Origin of the sequence: Sphingobacterium siyangense, from assembly GCF_007830445.1 — a bacterium.
GTDB classification, from domain to species: Bacteria; Bacteroidota; Bacteroidia; order Sphingobacteriales; family Sphingobacteriaceae; genus Sphingobacterium; species Sphingobacterium siyangense.
On sequence record NZ_VLKR01000009.1, the window covers coordinates 59,549 to 80,371 of the forward strand.

Genomic DNA, 20,823 nt, shown 5'->3' on the forward strand with positions numbered 1-20,823 from the left:
ACTCAATAAAACAAATCGTACACTTAACACCTCCCCAGACCAAAATAACTATGTTTAATGCTGCAAACATAACAACATGCGACGACGAGGTAGAGCATCTCGGTTTTTTATATCGCATGCGGAATATCAGGGTACACACCTACCATATGCTCAAAAGCAAAGAAGTGGTGACCCTTATCTTAATACATTCGAGCGGAGGTCGCCGTGAGATTGATCAGGGGCAACATAATATAATGGGTTATCAAATTCATCTAATGTTCCCCGGTCAGTCAAGTTCTTTCTATTTTTTCAAAGAAACCGCTGTTTATCATTTTAGAATTCCCTGGCAAAATTTTGAAAAATTATGTCATGCGCTTTCAATCAACATAAAACTCCTTAAAGATTATCCGATACTTCAGGTCACGCCATATGAATTTGAAACGCTCCGCTATGAATTCGATAAGATCCGTAATGAACTCTATCGCTATCAGCCACCATTATCACTCATTTTATCACGTTTGGCAACTAGCTTACTAGAGATTAACCACTCCTTAATCAACCACATCGATAATTTAGCACCATACGCTTATCCAGCCATCCTGAATCGTTTTCTTGAATTAGTAGAACTTCATTATAAACAAGAACACCATGTCGCTTATTACGCAAATTTACTGAATATAACTGCAAAAAGTCTTTGGATGCAAACACAGCAATACATGGAGACTAGCCCCCTCAAACTGATTCATAATCGTTTATTAAAGGAAGCTATGCACCTGCTGAGTTTGGGGCCCAATCCAATCAAGACTACCCTGATTGAATTGGGTTTTGAGGACTCCGCTACTTTCTCTCATTTCTTCAAAAAACAGACAAATATGTCACCTTCAGCATATCAAAAGAAACATTTACCACATAAAAAAACATAAAAATGGCTCCTACGTGATATACATGGAGCCAATATTTATTAAGAAAACCGCATTATAACGATCTTTTTTTCAACGTGATATTATCCAAAAATGCATTTCCTTTTCCTACATTGGTAAATCCGATCCGAACAATTTTTTTATTCGGATTAATCTCCTTGCCAGTAACAAAATCAAGCTCCTGCTTTCCACCTTTCTTTTCTAAATCAGGTATTAACGTCTTTAAATTCGACAACTTTCCTGTTACGACAGTGACATCATCGACTTCCACCTGCACTTTGTCTCCTTTACTCCAATAGACAAGTTTGAAGTCTTGTTGGGGATCCAAATAAACATATTGCTCTATTTTTTGACCCGGCGCAAGTACCACCGCTTTACTCCCCTTTTCGCCGCGCCCTTCTTCGATGACCGCTGCTCCTTCCCAAGGTGCAAGGCCAGACTTACCCTCAAAATCTGGATTAGGCAATTCATTACCATCTTTTAAAGGCCAGTTATACGCCCGAATATAATCGACCTCCATATTGACTCCGCCTTCAGATCCATAGGCTCCAAGAAATACGTTCAAAAAGTGGTTGGGTGAATAAATCTGATTTTTATTCGTATATTCTTTGATCAGATCTCCATTGATATAATGTTTAATACTTGTGGGTGTCCACAATACCCCATGTGTTACCCATTGTCCGACATGTTCATACCCCTCTGCAATATGTGTAGCAAGGTTACGTTGAAATACCCCTTTTTGATCAACATGTCCATGTATCACAAACTGAGCCGTAATATATTCGAAAACGTCGATTTCAAAAAGCTGTCCCTTGGGGCGAATGCCTTTAATTCCGTCGACTTCGGATCCTTCTTGAAGATAATAACGAATATCTGGTCCAGGTGAATCAAACCAAAAAGCTGTATTTGTTCCCTTGGGATTCCCCTGTCGGTTACGTCTTACCTTAACTTCAAAGTACCCACCTTTGCTGTTGTCCAATAAATTTTCATTGGACTTCCAATCGTAGGTTTGGATGGATGAAATCTTCTGGTTGCCACCCGCTGTAAAAATCCGTTTGGGAATAGTATCATTGACATACAGATTGATCGCTGATCCATTTAAAGTATAAGCGGGTTGTGGCAAACGATCATGCAACATTTCATCCTTGGATTTTGCATTCAGATAATTCAAGGATGAAAAATAGTTGGTCGTCCATTTATTCCGATTAAGTAATTGATCGTTAAATTCATCCTGCCAATAAACTTCCATACCAACAGGAACTGCTCTTGAACTTGGATTCTTTCGCTCTTCATCGAGTTCAGTATTATCCAGCTGCCATCTCTTGCTCGTATACACTTTTCCATTTGCCAAGGATTTTCCTGTAGCAGATTCTACCCAGATATAATAGGTCGTTTCAGGCTCTACCTGCTGAATATAATAACGTTTGACACCTTCTGCCAATATCGCATTGGCTGTCTGCGGTTTCTTATTCGTTTTTGCCCAAAAGACTTTCGCTCCGGATATGCTCGGTTGATTATCCTTCATGTCTACACGGATCCAACTCCGGGTACCCAATAGCTGTAATGGTACATTTGAACTTGTCGTTTGAGCCGATAGCCCTAACGCTGACATTACCTGAATACCTGCAAGAAATAGATATTTTTTCACAATTTTCTTATTTTATAAACGAACAAACGATAGTCAATCTGCTTACGAACAGACTATAACCTTACGATAATAACGAGAATTATCAGCATTGGCAACTCTGATCAAAACGCAACCGTTTGTTCAATTTAGCGATTCCGAAAATTGGGACTTAAACAATGGATCAGACAACTCGAATTTTCCGCGCTAACACGTTCTGCAGCATTGGTAAAGTCAAGAAAAAAGCCGCTTGGAAAATCCAAAACGGCCTGATATATAGCGTAAAAAAAGTTTCCATTCAGATTATTCATGCAAAACCAAAATCGCTTTAACTGATCGGTTCAAAACTTCATTCACCGTACTACTTGCAAATAAACGGTAAATCATATTATGGTTGCGTTTGACCAAACACAGAATATCGGTCTGATTGTTTTCAACAAAGTCAATGATCGCATGTGATGGCCGTGTATCATCCTCATCCACATAATTAAAGTTGATATCTACGTTAGGAAGCAACTGACGCATTTTTTTCTCGCCATTACGCACCAGCTTTTCGTCCAAATCCCTTTCTGAGACGTGTAGAATTTCCAACTTCTTGGGGTCTGAAAGTTTTAAAATACGATTGAGCGCTTTGACATCACGAACAGACAATTTTGTTGTTTTATAATCCGTTGCCAATGTAATGACTGGAATAACCGACAGATTACTTTCAGGAGGTACAATCAAGGTCGGAATACGCAATTTTGTCACAGCCATACTCGCATTACTACCGACAATTTCTTTAATGCCTGTCGCCCCGGTAATTCCCATCACCAAAAAAGAAACATCCGTATATTCAACATACTTTGTGACTACATTACGCAGATAACCTACTTCAACAACGGTTCGCACTTTGAGGTCATTGTATTTATTTTCCTGGACCACCTGATCAGTCCATTCTTGCAAAGCAGCACGTTTTCTAGCGTAATAATCTTCTATAAAGATCGCGTTATAAGTACTGTTGTTGATCCCTTCTGTCGGGTGTATGGCATGTACAACAGCAACTTCCATATTCAAACGAGAAGCCAAAGACAAGGCGTAACGCAAAGCATGACTTGCATTGATTGAAAAATCGGAGGCAACAAGAATTTGTTTCATTTTTTAAGTTTTTAATATTTACCTGTCAATAGCCATGTGTACAAATGCAATGGATGACAAAAACATTCAGATAACAATCAACTAAATAAAAAGATGGAAGAATACAAATAGTAATAATGCCAAGCCAATTGACACGGGTAAGGTAAGTACCCAGGCAAGACCGATACTTTTGAGTGTCCCTTTATTCAGATTGCTCTTTCCTCCAGAAGCGACCATTGAACCGGCAATACCACTTGAAAGCACATGCGTTGTACTAACCGGCAAACCCAATACGGTACTGATACCAATTGTCGAAGCAGCAACAATCTCGCTTGAGGCTCCTTGAGCATAACTTAAATGTTCATTTCCTATTTTTTCACCAATCGTTACTACAATACGTTTCCAACCGATCATTGTCCCAAGACCTAAGGCGATTGAAATAGTTAAGATCACCCAGATCGGTGCAAAGTCCGTAAGATGTTTCAATTCGCCCAACTTACGATTAAGCTCCAATCGATTTTCAGGATTGATATCGATCTGTTTACTGCTCTCTAATGTAGCAATGGATTTAACTAAACCTTCAACCTCTTTTCTGAATTTAAAAGTACCGGCTTTATCCGTTACACTTTTATCCATCAAATGCAACTTGACTTGCTCAATCTCCTGATTGACTTGCACAAACATCGTTCCCTGAGCGACATTACTGGAAGCAATTCTCTGTAACACGATTTCCGTTTGATCGAGCGTTTTAATGACAGCCGCATCTGGTACGGAATGGTTGATTGAAAAACGAGCAGGCAGAAATGCAATTAAGATCAACATAAACAGTCCTACACCTTTTTGTCCATCGTTGCTACCGTGAAAAAAACTGACCAATGTACAGGTCAGTATAAGAATACCGCGTACTAACAAGGGAGGTCTGTCATCTTCTCCCTGTGGGATGTGAAAAAGTGCTTTATAACGGACGACATGCTTTAAAAAGAGCATCAATAACACTGCTAAACCAAAACCAATCAAAGGTGAGAGAATCAAAGAAAGACCAATTTCCTCGGCCTTATGCCAATTGACACCACTGCCACCATAATACCAGGTGAAGCCTATACCAGCCCCGATAAGAGCACCAATCAAAGTATGTGAACTCGAACATGGAATACCAAAATACCAGGTCCCCAAATTCCAGATAATAGCCGCTAATAATACAGCAAGGACCAGGCAAGCGCCTACCGAAACAGGTAGTGCCATTAAGGTATCGAGAGGCACCAATTTAAGTATTCCCATAGCAACTGCGATCCCACCTGCAAAAACACCTAGAAAATTCCAAAAGCCAGACCAAGGAATGGCTACAATTGGTTTAAGTGCTTTGGTATAAATTACCGTTGCAACAGCATTCGCGGTATCATGAAAGCCATTGACAAATTCAAAGGCCACAACGGCAAATAAACAAAGGGCAAAAACAATAAGAAGTCCAGTACTAAGATCGGTTTCCCCTAAGAGAGGAATCATGTTGCAGAAAATTTGCATATTATTCTTTCATAAGATTTATGGTTGTCCTTGCTGAGTTTTTCTTACTTGCTGAGTTTTCCTTAAGGAAAACTACCAAAGGAACAATCGCTTCATTCAGCTCAAAAATAATTTTCAGATGTTAACTTTTGATAAAGGATATATTACGTTATACAACACGAAAGAAAAACTTAAAACACTGTTAACGAATCTTATTCCATCGCTATTTTATTTCCCACAAACTTTCTTAATTTTCAGGGAGCTAATACGGACTTTATAGGGACCTCATTCGGACTTCATTCGGATGAAAGCGAATAAAGACCGAATAAGTTCCGTAGAAATAACGATTATAAAACGGATCAAAAGTAAATTTGATCGCTAGTTTCTACCCACAAAATATAGCCCCCTGTATAAAACCAACTGTGAAGCAAGAGCCGTATAAGACCAACCGTAAAGTAAGAGCTGTATTAGACCTTTTGTAAACTTTTTTCAGGAATGGACATAGTGTATCTGCGAAATGCCAAGCAGAGGATTCGAGAGAATTTTAGTCCGCCATTTACAACGAAAATAGTACGATTTACCGATTCAAATCCACAGTCTACCGAAAAACGCACACTTTTTAGAATTAAACCCATTACTTTAGACAAAAGTAAATTTAACACCGAATTAATTATGCCTAAAACTTATCCATTAGACTATTCCTTGACGAACTATTCTCCCTTACAGCGGATTACATTTAGTACGCTAACTTTTCTCATCGCCATTTATTGCGTTCTTTTTGCACAGCATACAAAAGCGCAATCTTTAGACTGGTCTACAAAAGATATTGTATTTAAGAGTGAGGGTATTAACCTGGCAGGAACCATACTTCAGCCTCGGCGTGCCCATGCTGCCATTGTCCTCATACATGGTTCTGGACAAGAGAAAAGAATGATGGATTTTGCCTCATATTTAGCCCAAAACGGTATTGCCGTATTTACTTATGACAAGCGCGGAGTAGGAAAATCTGAGGGGACCTATGCTGGCCCTGAGGTCGGTACCAATAATATCGATTCTGCCAACCTCCACCTGCTCGCTAAAGATGCACAAGCGGCAGTAAAAGCATTCCATCAACAACTAGGGAAAACGAACATTCCTGTAGGGCTACTGGGATTCAGCCAAGCGGGATGGATCATTCCCTTAGCGACTAACCAAAATCCTTTGGTCGACTTTTTTGTATTGTACAGTGGAGCAGTTATCCCTGCCCGTGAGCAGCTCCGCTTCCAGTTCTTTACAAATGGAAAAAAAGATTTTTGGGATAAACATACGGAAGCCGATGCCCGACAACATGTAGCGAATGATCCAGATCGCTATCAGTTTACAAATACCGATCCGATGACATCACTTAAAACGATAACAACTCCAGGACTCTGGCTTTTTGGATCCAAAGATATCCAAATACCTGTAGGCTTATCGATTGAACATATCAATGCACTGAAAGCACAGGGAAAGCCCTTCGAATATTGCTTATTTCCTTTATTAGATCACAATACAAGCCTTTCGGCATCGCGTGAACCAAGTGCTATTGCATTGAATTGGATCAAAAATCAACGTAAAAAAAGTCATAAAAAATGCCTCCTGACAACGATTCATCTGCATCAAATCAAGCATTAAAAAGGCCTAAGTTTTTTACTTAGGCCTTTTTAATGCTTGATTTGAACTCGCTAGATTAATGCAAATCCGTACGAAGTACTTTACTTTTGTTCAATGCTCGATTGGAATAGATGATATACACGGTGCCAACAATAGTTGGCATAATCCAAACCAGCGTTGAACCAAGCTGAATCCCAGCAACTAAAAATGCTGTCACCGACGCGATCAATGCGCCTACCATACGGCCCAAGTGACTGACCAGCCAGGCATTTTTCTTTTCTTTGAAACTTTTAAACAGCTGAAAATCCCGAATACTCATAAATGCACCAAAACCACCAAAAAAGACATATAAAACAGAATTTGCCATCTGTTGTACCAATCCAATTAGACCAAGACATAACATACCGACCGATACAAGTAGCATCGTGGCGGAAATCAGTTTGTCTTTCCAATCGGCCTGTTGTTTAATTTTACTGCGTAAAGTCAATGCGCGATTACCTGCTAGAATGAGATAGATGGTAAAGATACCGATCAAAAATAAAAATGTGTTTTCGTGGCCCGGCATCCTCGCAATAACAAGCGAAATTAAAGAACTAATCACCATCGCATAGGAAAATATAATCCCCATTTTCTTGTGCCCTGCTCCCCCCTTTTTTACAGCCACACTTATCAGGCCGGTAATCAATCCTATCCCACCAAAAAATGCGTGAACGTAGATCAATGTCTTAATTGTTTCTTCCATAGTTCTTCTTTAATAATTGTTTTTAGCTAATAATGGTATTGAAGCAAAAAGGCTAATGGTTATGCCCTGTTTAAAATAGATAGACAAAAAACAGCACTATTATGCCGTTTGCGACAATAGCCCAAATGTAAAAAATACCCTTTAATTATCTATATGTTTAAATAAAAATTACTCTTTTTCCTCACGGACGAGAAAATCATAAGAGTACCAGAATTTCAGGTGCCCATGGGAATTAAGGCCTCCTAGACTATAGCTAATGGGATAATCAAAGCTATTCTGTTGCAGTTCAAGTTCATTTTTATAATCAACGACAAGTTTTTTAATTTCATCCAGACCTGTCGCGCGTCTAATAAAACTTGTTTGACGTCCACCGCGCAGATAAACCAATACGTCGGACCCTTTTAATACCGTTTCGTCGGTTTTCGTCAGAAATTGATTGTACAGCAATTTTTCCAATACATTTTTAAGATCACCTCGTGGAAAATCACTTTCTCCCATCATGATTGAGTGTGTACCATAGTTGACTGAGGAAACATAGTAGGGATTATAACCTGTATTTTTTAACTTCCCAAGTGCATCCCTATTAAAAGCCTGTTCATAGTCTTTCAGATCCGCATGGAGACTAAATGTAATATGTTCTCGACGCAACAACAGGCTATTAGCTCTTTTTATCGTGGTGGAATCATGGTGACGGACCAATTTGAGTACACTATCTACGTCAGGGCTATTATTAAGATGGTAACGTATTGCCCTATAATCGAAAAATGCCCCTACCGATGATTGCTTCAAAACAGCCGGTTCCCCCTTGCTTTTCTTCGCGAAAGCTCGCACAGCATCAAATCCAGGAATAATATGAATGGGAGATAAAGTGGGTTGTGTAGAAGAAATTGTGCTTTTGAAAGGTTTATAATAGTTACGAAGGGAAGTTAGTTTTAGTTGCGGTGTGGTATCTTTTAATCCCCAAACTGTCCCCAAATAGAAGTTTTTATTTGTGGTACCATCCACGTAAATCTGGCTAACCGAAAACCCGACGGAACGCCCTTCAAATTGATACCTTTTAGCCATTGTTCCACCACCGACCTCCGTGGAGTCAAAGTCAATATCTTCTTTGTCACAGCTGGACAAAAAACAAATGCTTAGTAACAACAGGAAAAGATATTTCATAATTTAAAAAATTAATCGTCAGCTCTGGTGCAGCACTTCGATCTCATCTACCCGTCGGACAATGGCCTTTAGATTCTTTTCAAATATATACAAAATTCCTAATCCAACATACATAAAAATAAGAATAACAACACGATACAAAGCTAAAGGAATATAATTAACGATCCATTCAGAAGAAACCAACCCGATGATCAAAACCATAATCGGTATCGTTAAACCAAGATAATTGCGATAAACGCAGTATTTGCTCCCTCTAGGCCGATGCCGCAATAAGTATACTGGAATATAAAAAACGAGTGTACCGATCATCCCTAATTTTAATCCGGTCCAAAAAGCATCTGCATCGAGCGGCACAAAATAATAGAACAATGTGAAGTACACGATATAAATTGCACTATGCCAATGCTTGACGAATTGTAAAAAATCAGCAGGAAATTTATTGATCTGTTTACGTTGCAGATTCAATTCATAGCTAGCGGCAATGTTTCCAAAACCTGCCGCTCCAAAACTGGCATAAGCGAGATCAATGGCTCGATTGAAATATATACCGGCATCTGAAGACATGAGTTCCTCTACCTTACAAGCAAAGTGATCCAGAATTTCAAGTTGAACATCAACATAACGATATCCTTTAGAACGAATAAAATCCATCAGAATACCTAATTCCGCTTTGGTCAATTTCTTTTCTGTCATGATACAATTGGTTTAGTGTTCAAGATAACCTGTAACTTCTCCACAAAGGTCAACGCATCTTTCATTTTACTTACCTGAGCTTTTTTTCCCTTCACTGTCAGGGAGTAATATTTTCTTGCTCTTCCATCGACTACTTCTATTGCTGTATCCAGGAGTCCTTCCGCTTCTAGCTTATGTAATGCAGGGTAGAGCGCTCCCTCAGTCAGAATAAACTCTCCTCCGGTTAAGAGTTTTACTTGTTGAGTCATTTCATAGCCATACATTCTTTTCGTTCCAGACAATAGCTTTAGAATAATCGTTTGTAAAGTGCCTTTTAATAACTTCGTATCTTTCATTCGTTCATCTTAAACAATTAATTAAATATACCTAATTTTCTTATATATACAAAAATATAAGAAAACTATGATACAGCAGCTTGCATTTTAACCGCCGCCATTAGTTATGGCCCTTGCACTGCCTTTTGACTGGACTGCTTCGGCCCTGCTTTTGCAATTAACCAATCAAATTCCTATGAATCGCCTAGTGTTTACCTCGTGAACCAGATAAACATTAGGTCTCAGGTAGGCGTTTACGAGGAACAAGAGTGAACAAAGGCACTGGCAAGAGCAAACAATGGCAACGGCAGGGATACAGGGAAAAAGCCGCTAGAGCTGGGAACTCCAAACGGCTTTGCATTAACAATTATATATAGAATGATATGATTATCCCGCTTTCAGGAGATCAACAATAAGACGATCTCTATTTTCATTCAATGAGGGATAAAATTGATTTAAATCAACCAATATGATCGGCATACCCCTATTTTCGGGTTTATACAAGACATTATCTACCAAGTCCCGACAGAAAACTAACGATTCATTATCCGTGAATACTTCTTTTGACCTTTTGAGGAAACTATCAAAAAAACGTCTTGGATTATTGATGATTTTAAGATGTTCCTGGTTTGGAAAAACCGTACTGGAGAGATCTAGCCTTCGAGAAAATATAACGTCCTTCAATTCCGCATGACCGAAATTTATCAAGGGAGTTTTTAATGGTTTGGCTTTTTTGAGAATAAAAAGATTGGTAGAGTATAAATCTTCTGTAAAAGGAATTCCATAAAACCATGAAGAACTGATCTTTCCTTTAAAAACCACATGAACCAAATTTGTCCCATCGAAAGTTGTTTTGTCAAATGTATTGTAAAGAAAGGAGGACTTTTCAATTTTTAAATTTCCAATAATGGCTTTCGAAAAATCGTTCGCTTCGAATGTACTTTCCATCCAAAGCCCAGATTCCTGAAAAACAACAGACTGAAAGTTACAGTCTATAAAGGTACAACGAATGAACTTACAATCACGAAACATGGAGTTCATGAAGCTTTTCCCTTTTATCGTACAATCGATAAATGAACAGTTTTTTAAAACTTTGTGATTGAATTCAAAACTTTCAATCTCACTTTGTTGGAATATTTTATTAGTCAGTGCCATGCTAAAAATGATTAATAGGCTAAAATTTCATAGTAGTTGCATTGTAAATGGATTTTTAACGGCCAAAATCTCCATTTATACAATGATGACAACGGGAAAGACAAAACGTCCTAAAGAAATTTTGACTTTTTTTTTTATCCTAGCCTAAAACAGCCAAGAAATATAAGATCTCCTAGCAAACTGACTATAGGACTACGCTAGCCAGCGATTCTTATAACTGGCCAATAGACACAAAAAAGCCGCAAGAACGGGGAGTCCTTTACGGCTTACTACCTATGAAAAACATTCACCTTAAGTATAAGGCACTATCTACTATGACAATTAAAATTAAAATGGCACACATAAACCTACAGCACAATGAATTAGCGGATTAAGATCTGTTCACTCCCTACTTCAAAAAAACTCCAATCTATGTTCTTGGCATTTCTTGGAACCAAATATAAAGTGCTCGGTCAGAGATTCTCCCCCCCGTTTACAATTCGCCAAAAATGATTTACGATTCGTCTGTTGTACTATTTGAATCGACCGGTTAATCAGCCCTTTACTGCTAAAAGAAAAAAAAGTATATTGGTGAACACAATTAAAACTGTTTATGAAATTGATAAAAAATATTTTGGCGGTGCTCGTACCACTTACCTTATTCAGTGGCACAGCCTTTTCCCAAACCAAAGAGGAGCTTAAAAAAAATATGAAAACAGCATACCAATTCCTATTATGTATTGGACTCAGCCGTCAATGATTTCCATTCTATTTCCATTGATATTATTGTACAAGATGACATCCCAGACCACTATTCATTTTACATTTCACCCTTTAATATATCCCTAAACAATATGCCTTTATATTGTGGTATTCAATCTGCCGGTGGCGGTATCAGTGTTAAGACTGGTAAAGAAGAAGATATCAAATTTAATGGCATCTTTTCGCGTTGGTTTGAACGAACAAAAAAGGCTTTAAAAACTACAGGATATTATGCCAGTTCAGATGCGGAGGGTGATTTTATCAGTGTCCGCAATACCGTAGGCTGGCACAAAGGTTCTTATCGCATCACACTAAAAAAAGAAGGCTATATCGCAGACAAAGCCGTTCCAGACACTATTAACCCCAAAGAAACCTATTTCAGCTGGGGCGATTATGAACATTCCTGGGTCACGATGTATGTCGAAGATTTAAGCACTAAAAGAGTGGTCAATGTAGGGTCCCTAGCCTTCCCGGGTAAAAAGATCCAGATGAAAAAACACATCACATCGTTCTTGGAGCAATACAAGTATTTTATTGATTTCGCCCAAAGACAGCGGGACCTCGAAGGGTTGAATGTCATCCGATACGATAAATTGCCTAAAGTAACCGTTGTTCAAAAAAATCTACGCATCAATGGTAAATTGGTCAAGCTTGAAAAAGTGCCGACTTACCATAACCGTACACATAATCCCGAACAAAGTAAAGTAGCCGGTGAAATCCCTATCCTATCCAAGGATAGTTATAATGCTGCAACTGGTGAACTTACACTTGAAACGGGCGTGTTTGTAAAATGGCCGGAGAAAAAAGACGTTAAGTAAAAAGAACCTTTTTAATTAAGTCCAAAACTGACAATAAACGAGTTTTCTTCTTTTGCGATCCTATCTGACTTATTCTTAAAAGGCTCTCCAATGGAAGCGCCATTCTTCGCAACAGCGCAAAAAAAAATTGCTCCATATTGAATAACGTATAGCATGGCTTATCCCATTGCATAAACGACGACAAACCTGATCGGAAAAGACACATGTGGTGAACTCTTGTCAATCAGATAAAGTCGCACACAAAATAACATGTAAGTCAAGTCCAAAAAAGAGTCTTCTCATCATTGTGATGAGAAGACTCTTTAAAAAATTGAAGTCTTGATCCGAAACGTTTGCCGAGCGGCTTACTTAATGTCGAACCAAGTTTGACTTTTTGCCGGTATATTGACCTCAAAGATCGCTTCCGAGGCTGCATTTAATGGTATTATGCTGCTGTTCTGATCTTGCTCAACCACTTGTGCATTTCCTGTCAGTCCGGTATAGTATAAGTTGACCTTAATTTTTCGTTTTATCGCTTCGTCCAATGGATTATAGATCATTAGTAATCCTTTTTCTTTCCCCGCCGGATTCACGTGCAAAATAGCATCATAATCCATCCCGTCAGGACGTCTTACATGGATAATATCACTGTCCAAAACTTCGCGGTGTTTCTTGTAAAAATTCACCCATTTGGCCACTACATTTTTTGTTTCTGGGGAGTCATAAAGCTGTGGCCCACGATAACAGGCCTGTACACCTGCGCCAAATAGATTGGCCAAGCGTTGCTCGTAATGCGGTAGGTGATCCTTCAAAGGCTCGATCGTTGCCTCTTTGCCTCCACCTTGATATTCTACCAAAGGAACAAACATCCAGCCCATAGACGGCGCCTTTGCCCAGGTACCATCAAAGATATTCTGTCTTTCCACAATCTCCTGTTGTGCCCTCGGAAGCGACCAGTTCGCCTCACGGTAGCCCATCCCGACTTTGTTTCCGCCATTCAAGAAATACATATCCGGAATATTCAGGTAGATTCCCTTTTCACGGCACCATTTGTAAAAATCAGTGATCCGTTTAAACTGATTCCATTGTGAGTCTTTTTCATTATGATGCCCGGGGTGATCGGTGGAATAGCACCAATCTCCAGGATAAGATCCATCGTGCTCAAATACGCCCAATCCCGAACTTTCATACAGGTTATACAGCTTTTTGAAGTAAGCCTGGCCCCATTCACTCTCAATACAGGGTGAACTTCCAAAGCGAGGATGCATGCCTTCAGGTAGCACAACGTCATTTTTAGCATCAATATGCCGACTAGCCAGGAGCGAATAGCCTCCAAGTTCAATTCCTTTGCTATGCGCATAGTCAGCAAGCTCCTTCATACGCTTGAGATTTTCGGGAGAATCATCTTCGGCATTGAATCCAGACCAAAAGGTCATAATCACCATTTCAAAACCAACTTCCGATGCTTGATCAATTGCCTTTTTTACCGACTCGTTGTCCGAACTCCGTACATGCATCAATATTGGATTTTCAGTTGCCCATGGCGCCATGGAGCGCAGCATTTTTCGATATCCAAGGCTCTTACGTTCGCGTTCCCAGCTATCGTTCAACAGCTCCCAAACCCGATAGCTTGCAAATTCTCCACCGGCAGCAACCTGTTGTTCAGGTCCCATTTTAGGTGCAACTTCCAACAGACAGGGTGTCTCCCGGTCGTAGTGGACCTGTGTCGTATATAGCGGGTCTTTTTTCCACTCCAGACTCGAGGAATAAACGATTTCATCGCTCATACCGCCAAATGTATAATCTGTTTCCACCGTGATATTAGGGTATAACCAACGGCTTCTATGATCTACCGAACTTTCGGGCTCAAATACAGCCAATTGCTCACTCTTAAAGCTATTAACCACAATTTCCCGGTCCGACTGATTCTGCACGGTAATCCACTTACTAAAGATCGGCATGTCATCATAAAGATCATAATGAACCTGTACCGTAATGTTTTTCATATAAGCAAGTTTACTGGATAGATCGCCTGCAAATTGGGATGGAAAATCACCGTATGCCCAAAAACCTTCTATTTTGGAGCGCCCTTCCTTTGTCGAAGCCTTACCATCCTTATTCCCGCCGTTTGGATCCATTTTTCCGACACGAACCAGTTGTATCTTGTCACCCGACTTTAGTGGAAGATGACCAACAGTACGCCATTGCTGTCCGTCCAAAGAGGCTTGTGCCAATAATTCTTTATCTGCTATTTCATATCTAAACCATAGCTGATCTACTTTACCAACTTCGAAAGTTCCGTTATCGCGTTTGCCATCAAAAAAAACAACCTTGCCTTCGCTTGCTCTCCAATAAAGTCTGGGATTACTATTCGTTAGGCTTAGTCCAAAACCCAATCCCCAATCGTTGGATTGATCAGTACCTTTATTCATCTTGGCTACGAGTACCTTTACCTCTTGAGGAACTGTTCTTTCAGCGAACACAGCAGCATTTTCAAGTGCCATAATTTCGCCCACTTTTCCTTCATTGACAAAGGAATTACGCTCATGTGATTTTGAAACCATCAACTTCCATCCGGAATCTAGATGCTGAAATTTATCTTCCAACAGCAATGCCCTGTTTTGGTCACTTTTATTCTTTGCGGCAAGCGCATCGATCGCCTGCTGATCCAATGTATAGGTAAATGTCAGCTCTTTGCCCGGGACAGGCCAAGGCATATCTTTAGGCATCCAGTTTGGTCTCTTTTTCCAACCAAAACGGGGTTTTGTATCTTCAATTTTATAGTCATGGAATTTAAAAGCCATGGGGTTTGCCTTTAAACTCGGGATCCATTCTTTCAGTAAATAATTATGTACTTTCTGTCCTTCCAATCCGCCGACATCAAAGGTAAACCCATCGATTGTTACGCTGGCTTCAGGTCGAATCGACCGTAGAAATGCTGTATTTCCAGTCAATTCATCCAAACCAATACTGGCTACATTTGGAAAAGTCGTAAATGTACGGCTGACCAAACCATTGGAAAAGACCAAATGACCTTCTTTCGTCTTGAAAAGTCCTGCTTTCGCCTGGGGAGTTCCTATTAGCCAGTCTCCAGACAGGCTGTTGCTTTCTTTGCTAAATAGCGGCAGCTGCTGACTATAGCTCTGCTTTGCCTGGCCCAACACGCCCAATAGACACAGGATATAGAGTTGTTTTTTTAAGTAATTCATCTTTTTTTTTGCCAAAACATTTACTGATGCGACTTTCAGATACTTGCTTGAGACTTTGATTTTATTTGCTTTCAACAATTTTACTGAGCCCCCCATTCTTTATTCGGTTCTTTACCCATAAATAGCACCAAGGTTCCGCCTCGCATAATTTCATTGTGATCTATAAAACAGTTATTATAAGAGACGCCATTAAGTTCAGCCTTTTGGATGTAGCGATTTTCAGGCGAGTTATTTTCTGTTTTGATTACAAACTGTGTCCGAGGATAATATTTGGGATCAAGTTTAAAGGTGATCGTATCAAACACAGGACTTGTAATCTCATAGCGTGTGTCACCCGGACAAATAGGGTGTAATCCAGATGCCGCCAATACATACCATGCTGACATTTGCCCCACATCTTCATTACCTATCAGACCATAAACTGAATTATGATAGGCACGTGAACAAATTTCACGCGTCCATTTTTGCGTGAGCCATGGCGCTCCTAAACGATTAAACAAAAAGGGTGCATGGTGTACCGGTTCATTGGCATGGTTATAATAATTATTCCACATCATATCTTGCGGAGCGAGTTCAAAAAAACTATTGAGATCCGCGATGGTTTTTTGCTTACCACCCAAAAGGCCTGCAAGTCCATCCACATCATGAGGGACAAACCATCCCTGCTGATAAGGGTTGCTCTCAACACAGCCATAATTTTGGGTTAAGCGGCCCGTTTCTGGCCATTTACTCCATGTACCATCCTGTTCTTTCGGTCGAAACCAGCCGACTGTGGGATCAAAGAGATTTCTATAACTTTGCGCACGATGAGCATATAAATCCACATCAGCCGTTTTATTTAATCGTTTTGCTAATTGAGACAGGCACCATTCTGTATAAGCGTATTCCAATGTCGTTGAAATTTCTCCTGTAGTTCCCTTTTCTCCATTTCCAAATTTTTCAACAGTCTGTCGCGCATATTTATAAGCTTTTTCTACATCAAAGTTGGATATCCCTTTCATATAGGCGTCCGTAATAACTGATACGGCAGGGTTTCCGATCATACAGCCACTATACGCATTCAAAAATTCCCAACGTTCTAAATAATCCTGTTTACTTTCTTCGGCCAATGTCACCAAAGAATTGATCATATCATTTACGATAGTCGGATTAATAATCGTTTGCAAAGGAAACTGACTTCGAAAAACATCCCAGCCGCTAAATACTGTTCGCTTGGTAAAATCTTTCGTTTGGTGAATATGTCCGTCACCGCCAACGTATTTTCCATCTACATCCGAGAAATCTCGCGGATCGATCATCGAATGATACAAAGCTGTGTAAAAAACAGTTTTCTCGTCTTCTGTCCCACCGTGAACCTCGATTTTCCCTAATGCATCATCCCATCGTTTCTGCGTTTGCTTCAATACATTGTTAAAGTTCCAATCTTTGATTTCTGTTTCAAGGTTATTTTTGGCTCCCTCCATACTGACAAATGAAATTCCAGCTTTCATTAAGACCTGCTCATTTACTTGTGTAGGGAATTCGGTATAAAACCCCAAATGTTTACCTTCCATAATGCCGATATTTTTTGTGACGACAGATTTGGAAACCATCTCTTGATAACTGGCACTTGTGACATCTTCCAATTTCCGTTTTTGCCCCTCTGGAAGGGTACAACTCCATACTCCTTTATCGGTAAAAGGCTTACTAAATTGGGCATAAAAATAGACCGTATAATTTGCCTTCCCATCACCATTTCCCCAACCTCCACCTTCGGGCGCGCACTTCATCCATCCTTGGATGGTATGGTTGTCCACCACTTTCACATATTGTTCCGTAGATGTACCACCTACTCGCCGCGCTAAGTCGATCTGAATCCGCGACTTTTTATGTTTGGGAAAAGTAAACCGAAGCATACCGCTATGCGGTGTAGCGGTCATTTCAGCTTTTATATGATAATCTGAAAGCACCACGCCATAGTAACCGGCACCTGCTTTCTCATCTTTTTTGGAAAAACGAGAGCGGTAGCCTTTTTCCGGATGTTCGGCACTGCCTGCCGAAGTTTTCAGCTCTCCTGTGGTCGGCATGACTAAAAAATTACCTAGATCACCGTACCAGCCTATACCACTCATTTGTGTAAAGGCAAATCCTTCGATGGAGGTATGCTCGTAGTTATATCCAGAACCATTATCTCCACCGGTAATCGTGTTGGGGCTAATCTGTGTTAAGCCAAATGGAGTTGCTGCTCCTGGAAAAGTTTTACCGAATCCGTGTCCTCCCGTTTCGGCTTTTTCACCACTGGTAACCGCACCGATAAACGGATTGACATATTTAGATTGCGAGTAGCAGTTAAAATAGATAAAAAATAGAACAACACTAAATTGAATACGGGATATCATAAAAAATGGTTTAGATTACTTTGTCAAGTCTACGGAATCCGATAAGATACAGACAATTGGTTATGTTCGACCAAAAGTTTGCCAAAGACTATAAAACTGGAACAATATAATCAATATCACAATAATCTCATTCTTTTTGTCTTCCCAAATCAAATTTCCTTAAAATCTCAAATACCCGTTCTTTACGCAATAACCACATGCCTAACTTTTCTTCGGCAACACCATCCAAAAGTCGGTACGTAAAGACAATCCCCTCCTGTTCATCCAACTGAACCTCTAAATATTTCATCGCAATACCATCTTTATACAGTATGGGGCAAATTTCTGTAATATGTGAGGACAATAAGAATACACTGTTCTTATATCCTTTCAAACAGTTAACTAATTCCTGGGTTGCTTCACTAGCATCACTATGGTTTGTCCCCTTGAATAGCTCATCCATGAGAATAAACATTTGCTTACCGGATGCCAGTAACTCCGCCAAATGTTTAACCCGTAATACTTCGTTAAAAAAGTGACTTGCACCTGCATTTATATTATCACCTAAATTTATGGTCGCCGATATTCCATCAAAAAGCACTGTTTTCATCGCATCTGCTGGAACCGGAAAACCAAGATGTGCCAGATAAACACAGCTTCCAATTGTCTTCAACAAGGTAGATTTTCCTGTCATATTTGCTCCAGTCAAATACCAAAGGTTATTTTCTTTATTGATTTCGACATCATTTTTAATGGCATCTTCGATAAATAAATTATAAGCTCCACGTATGGTGATCATATCCTCTCCCCCTGTCTTTTCCTCAATCTGAGGAAATACAAGATTCTTTCCTTTGATACTTTTTGCTACACTGAACAAGGCATCCAAATGATACAAAACATCGAAAATCTCACGTATTGCATTTCGTTTTATATTTCTAAAAAGATAATCGTATTTGATCATCAGCTCTTTAGAAAATTTGTTATTCAGCAACTGTATAAATTCATCCCGATCGATATCTTCCAAAACATAATCTATGTGTTTACTATACTCTTTGAGAATAGCTAAAGTATGACCTTCTGATTTTACATATTCTAATAAAATAGCAAGACCATCCGTAATCTTTGCTATTTCGTGAATAGATCGCTTTACAAGTATCTCGCGTTTTTTAAAATCCAAAGAAAAAAAATTCGTTGACACCATTTCCAAGTAATAAGTAGTCCGAGAAGGTGAATAGGGTTCCTGTGGCAGAGACAAATATTGCTCAAGATCCTGCATCATATACTTATCCAATAGATCCGAAATCTCAACTTTTTGCATAAAAAGAATTAAATGCTGTCTGCTTTCTATTTCCAATTTAGAGGAAAGAGGTTTAAGAAAATAACTATACAACATATCCCGCCCACCTACCGTAACTGTACAATCGAAAAAATCAATCATATCCTTATACCTGTTGTTGGTAACATTTAAATCTGCTAAAGTCTGTTTGTCAACAATAGACATAATTTATTTCCTGTGGCTCTTTCCCTAAACTTACTCAAAGTCATTATAATTAGCAACACTGTAGCAGAATCGTTATACAGCGAAATAAATTTCCATAATCATGAGATTACTAGCGATTATTCTAGAATATTAAAACTGAAATATTTAACCAATGAGCCAATCAGGCAAGATATAGGTTCTTAAGCATTTAAATTTAGTTAAACATATCCAAGGAACAACGGAAGGGTAAAAAACAAAAAAAACACCCGAAAGCATGGGGTACTCCGGGTGTTTTAGCCATATTATTAACCTATTTTATGAAAAGTGCCCTTGAATGGGCAACACTAAAATAGAAAATAACTTTGTATAAACAAAATAAAATCAAAAAAAAATCATTTTTTCTAAATCACTAAACCGGTTAAACATGGAAATTTAGCAGCGCGGCTAAAGTATTTCAAGGTCCTTTTTTGTTTGGGCAAAAGTTAAAATCTAATTGATATTATCTTAATATATTACAGGGAGATTACAGGGAGTTAACAGGGGGGTAGCAGGGGTATATCCCTATTACCCCCCTGTTATACCCCTGTAAAAGTAGTGTTATTCCCTTCTTAATTTTGAATCTGAGGGGAACTTGATGCAGGCCTTCGCTATCATTGTGAGATTTTGTTTAATTTTAAATCGATCAAGTAACTGTTAGCTATGACCGAACGTGAAATTCTGAGACAACATATCGACAAGACCGTCCAGTTAAACGACGAACAATTCGACTACTTCTTTTCTTTTTTTAAACCGATCTCCTTTAAAAAGAAACAAATGATTATCCGTCAAGGAGACCTTGTGGAACAAGAGTATTTTGTGCTAAATGGCTGTCTAAAGACCTATTTCACCAATGATGAACAAAAGATGCATATCTTACAGTTCGCCACAAAAACCTGGTGGGCTTCCGATTATAATGCATTGCATAATCAAGGCCCGGCTACGGTCAATTTAGATTGTGTCAGCGATGCAGACACTCTTTGCTTATCGAACGAGGACCGTGAAAAAGTATGTAAGGAAATTCACGAAGTTGAAACCTTTTTTAGATGGCGTTCCAATAAAGGATATATTGGGCTACAAAAAAGAATAATGTCACTGCTGAACAACGATGCCCGAAGCCGCTACGAGGAACTCATGCAGCAATATCCAGAACTCTATAATCTCGTTCCCAAACATTTGATTGCAGCATATCTGGGTGTTTCCCGCGAAACACTGAGCAGGCTATACCAAGCAAAATAATGTGATCTATATCACAAAAGCAAAACCATTCGCTAAATTGTGATGTATATCACATAGGGCTCTGGCAATTTATCCCCTACTTTGTACTATCGTTTTAAACATATAATTTTTTAACAGACTTGGTT

Annotated in this window: 15 protein-coding genes; 4 read left to right on the forward strand and 11 right to left on the reverse strand. The window is 39.2% G+C overall.

What is annotated here, in order from left to right:
* Positions 1-50: 50 nt before the first annotated feature.
* Entirely contained in the window at positions 51-902 is an 852-nt protein-coding gene (locus tag IQ31_RS09960) for a helix-turn-helix domain-containing protein (RefSeq protein WP_145327878.1), read from the forward strand.
* 52 nt (positions 903-954) lie between these two features.
* On the opposite strand, the gene IQ31_RS09965 is transcribed toward IQ31_RS09960, so the two are convergent.
* From IQ31_RS09965 to IQ31_RS09975, 3 genes are all read right to left on the reverse strand, one after another.
* Positions 955-2,547: a glycoside hydrolase family 16 protein gene (locus tag IQ31_RS09965; protein ID WP_208734197.1), complete on the reverse strand. Its 1,593-nt coding sequence runs from the start codon at positions 2,545-2,547 to the stop codon at positions 955-957.
* A 279-nt stretch (positions 2,548-2,826) separates the two neighbouring features.
* Positions 2,827-3,660 (reverse strand): universal stress protein, encoded by an 834-nt coding sequence (locus IQ31_RS09970; RefSeq protein WP_145327879.1) that lies wholly within the window; start codon positions 3,658-3,660, stop codon positions 2,827-2,829.
* Between the two features lie 81 nt (positions 3,661-3,741).
* Positions 3,742-5,142 (reverse strand): inorganic phosphate transporter, encoded by a 1,401-nt coding sequence (locus tag IQ31_RS09975; protein WP_075993506.1) that lies wholly within the window; start codon positions 5,140-5,142, stop codon positions 3,742-3,744.
* Between the two features lie 492 nt (positions 5,143-5,634).
* On the opposite strand from IQ31_RS09975, the gene IQ31_RS09980 reads away from it, so the two are divergent.
* Positions 5,635-6,792: an alpha/beta hydrolase family protein gene (locus IQ31_RS09980; RefSeq protein WP_208734199.1), complete on the forward strand. Its 1,158-nt coding sequence runs from the start codon at positions 5,635-5,637 to the stop codon at positions 6,790-6,792.
* A gap of 55 nt (positions 6,793-6,847) precedes the next feature.
* On the opposite strand, the gene IQ31_RS09985 is transcribed toward IQ31_RS09980, so the two are convergent.
* The 5 genes from IQ31_RS09985 to IQ31_RS10005 form a co-directional block, all read right to left on the reverse strand.
* The gene (locus tag IQ31_RS09985) at positions 6,848-7,513 is read right to left on the reverse strand and encodes a DUF2306 domain-containing protein (RefSeq protein WP_145327880.1); all 666 of its coding nucleotides are present in this window, start codon (positions 7,511-7,513) and stop codon (positions 6,848-6,850) included.
* 168 nt (positions 7,514-7,681) lie between these two features.
* Positions 7,682-8,677, reverse strand: coding sequence for a hypothetical protein (locus tag IQ31_RS09990; protein ID WP_145327881.1), 996 nt, complete (start codon positions 8,675-8,677; stop codon positions 7,682-7,684).
* 18 nt (positions 8,678-8,695) lie between these two features.
* Entirely contained in the window at positions 8,696-9,370 is a 675-nt protein-coding gene (locus tag IQ31_RS09995) for a hypothetical protein (protein WP_088162302.1), read from the reverse strand.
* Positions 9,367-9,705 (reverse strand): PadR family transcriptional regulator, encoded by a 339-nt coding sequence (locus tag IQ31_RS10000; protein WP_075993510.1) that lies wholly within the window; start codon positions 9,703-9,705, stop codon positions 9,367-9,369. Before IQ31_RS10000 ends, IQ31_RS09995 begins: the two co-directional genes overlap by 4 nt.
* Positions 9,706-10,071: 366 nt before the next feature.
* Positions 10,072-10,839, reverse strand: coding sequence for a pentapeptide repeat-containing protein (locus IQ31_RS10005; RefSeq protein WP_075993511.1), 768 nt, complete (start codon positions 10,837-10,839; stop codon positions 10,072-10,074).
* A gap of 833 nt (positions 10,840-11,672) precedes the next feature.
* On the opposite strand from IQ31_RS10005, the gene IQ31_RS10010 reads away from it, so the two are divergent.
* Entirely contained in the window at positions 11,673-12,398 is a 726-nt protein-coding gene (locus IQ31_RS10010) for a hypothetical protein (RefSeq protein WP_244294451.1), read from the forward strand.
* A gap of 344 nt (positions 12,399-12,742) precedes the next feature.
* Here the strand turns inward: IQ31_RS10010 and IQ31_RS10015 are convergent, their stop codons facing one another.
* The 3 genes from IQ31_RS10015 to IQ31_RS10025 form a co-directional block, all read right to left on the reverse strand.
* Positions 12,743-15,586 (reverse strand): hypothetical protein, encoded by a 2,844-nt coding sequence (locus IQ31_RS10015; RefSeq protein WP_145327882.1) that lies wholly within the window; start codon positions 15,584-15,586, stop codon positions 12,743-12,745.
* 80 nt (positions 15,587-15,666) lie between these two features.
* Positions 15,667-17,964: a GH92 family glycosyl hydrolase gene (locus tag IQ31_RS10020; protein ID WP_145327883.1), complete on the reverse strand. Its 2,298-nt coding sequence runs from the start codon at positions 17,962-17,964 to the stop codon at positions 15,667-15,669.
* 127 nt (positions 17,965-18,091) lie between these two features.
* The gene (locus tag IQ31_RS10025; RefSeq protein WP_145327884.1) at positions 18,092-19,444 is read right to left on the reverse strand and encodes a MutS-related protein; all 1,353 of its coding nucleotides are present in this window, start codon (positions 19,442-19,444) and stop codon (positions 18,092-18,094) included.
* A 678-nt stretch (positions 19,445-20,122) separates the two neighbouring features.
* Here IQ31_RS10025 and IQ31_RS10030 point away from each other — a divergent pair.
* Positions 20,123-20,698: a Crp/Fnr family transcriptional regulator gene (locus IQ31_RS10030; protein ID WP_088162307.1), complete on the forward strand. Its 576-nt coding sequence runs from the start codon at positions 20,123-20,125 to the stop codon at positions 20,696-20,698.
* Positions 20,699-20,823 lie beyond the last annotated feature (125 nt).

Excerpts from the sequence above, each read along its gene's own strand:
- IQ31_RS10010 (WP_244294451.1), top strand. The coding sequence starts at position 11,673 with ATGCCTTTATATTGTGGTATTCAATCTGCCGGTGGCGGTATCAGTGTT.
- IQ31_RS09970 (WP_145327879.1), bottom strand. The coding sequence starts at position 3,660 with ATGAAACAAATTCTTGTTGCCTCCGATTTTTCAATCAATGCAAGTCAT.
- IQ31_RS09975 (WP_075993506.1), bottom strand. The coding sequence starts at position 5,142 with ATGATTCCTCTCTTAGGGGAAACCGATCTTAGTACTGGACTTCTTATT.
- IQ31_RS10025 (WP_145327884.1), bottom strand. The coding sequence starts at position 19,444 with ATGTCTATTGTTGACAAACAGACTTTAGCAGATTTAAATGTTACCAAC.
- IQ31_RS09995 (WP_088162302.1), bottom strand. The coding sequence starts at position 9,370 with ATGACAGAAAAGAAATTGACCAAAGCGGAATTAGGTATTCTGATGGAT.
- IQ31_RS09990 (WP_145327881.1), bottom strand. The coding sequence starts at position 8,677 with ATGAAATATCTTTTCCTGTTGTTACTAAGCATTTGTTTTTTGTCCAGC.
- IQ31_RS10030 (WP_088162307.1), top strand. The coding sequence starts at position 20,123 with ATGACCGAACGTGAAATTCTGAGACAACATATCGACAAGACCGTCCAG.
- IQ31_RS10005 (WP_075993511.1), bottom strand. The coding sequence starts at position 10,839 with ATGGCACTGACTAATAAAATATTCCAACAAAGTGAGATTGAAAGTTTT.
- IQ31_RS10015 (WP_145327882.1), bottom strand. The coding sequence starts at position 15,586 with ATGAATTACTTAAAAAAACAACTCTATATCCTGTGTCTATTGGGCGTG.
- IQ31_RS09960 (WP_145327878.1), top strand. The coding sequence starts at position 51 with ATGTTTAATGCTGCAAACATAACAACATGCGACGACGAGGTAGAGCAT.
- IQ31_RS09985 (WP_145327880.1), bottom strand. The coding sequence starts at position 7,513 with ATGGAAGAAACAATTAAGACATTGATCTACGTTCACGCATTTTTTGGT.
- IQ31_RS09980 (WP_208734199.1), top strand. The coding sequence starts at position 5,635 with ATGGACATAGTGTATCTGCGAAATGCCAAGCAGAGGATTCGAGAGAAT.
- IQ31_RS10020 (WP_145327883.1), bottom strand. The coding sequence starts at position 17,964 with ATGATATCCCGTATTCAATTTAGTGTTGTTCTATTTTTTATCTATTTT.
- IQ31_RS10000 (WP_075993510.1), bottom strand. The coding sequence starts at position 9,705 with ATGAAAGATACGAAGTTATTAAAAGGCACTTTACAAACGATTATTCTA.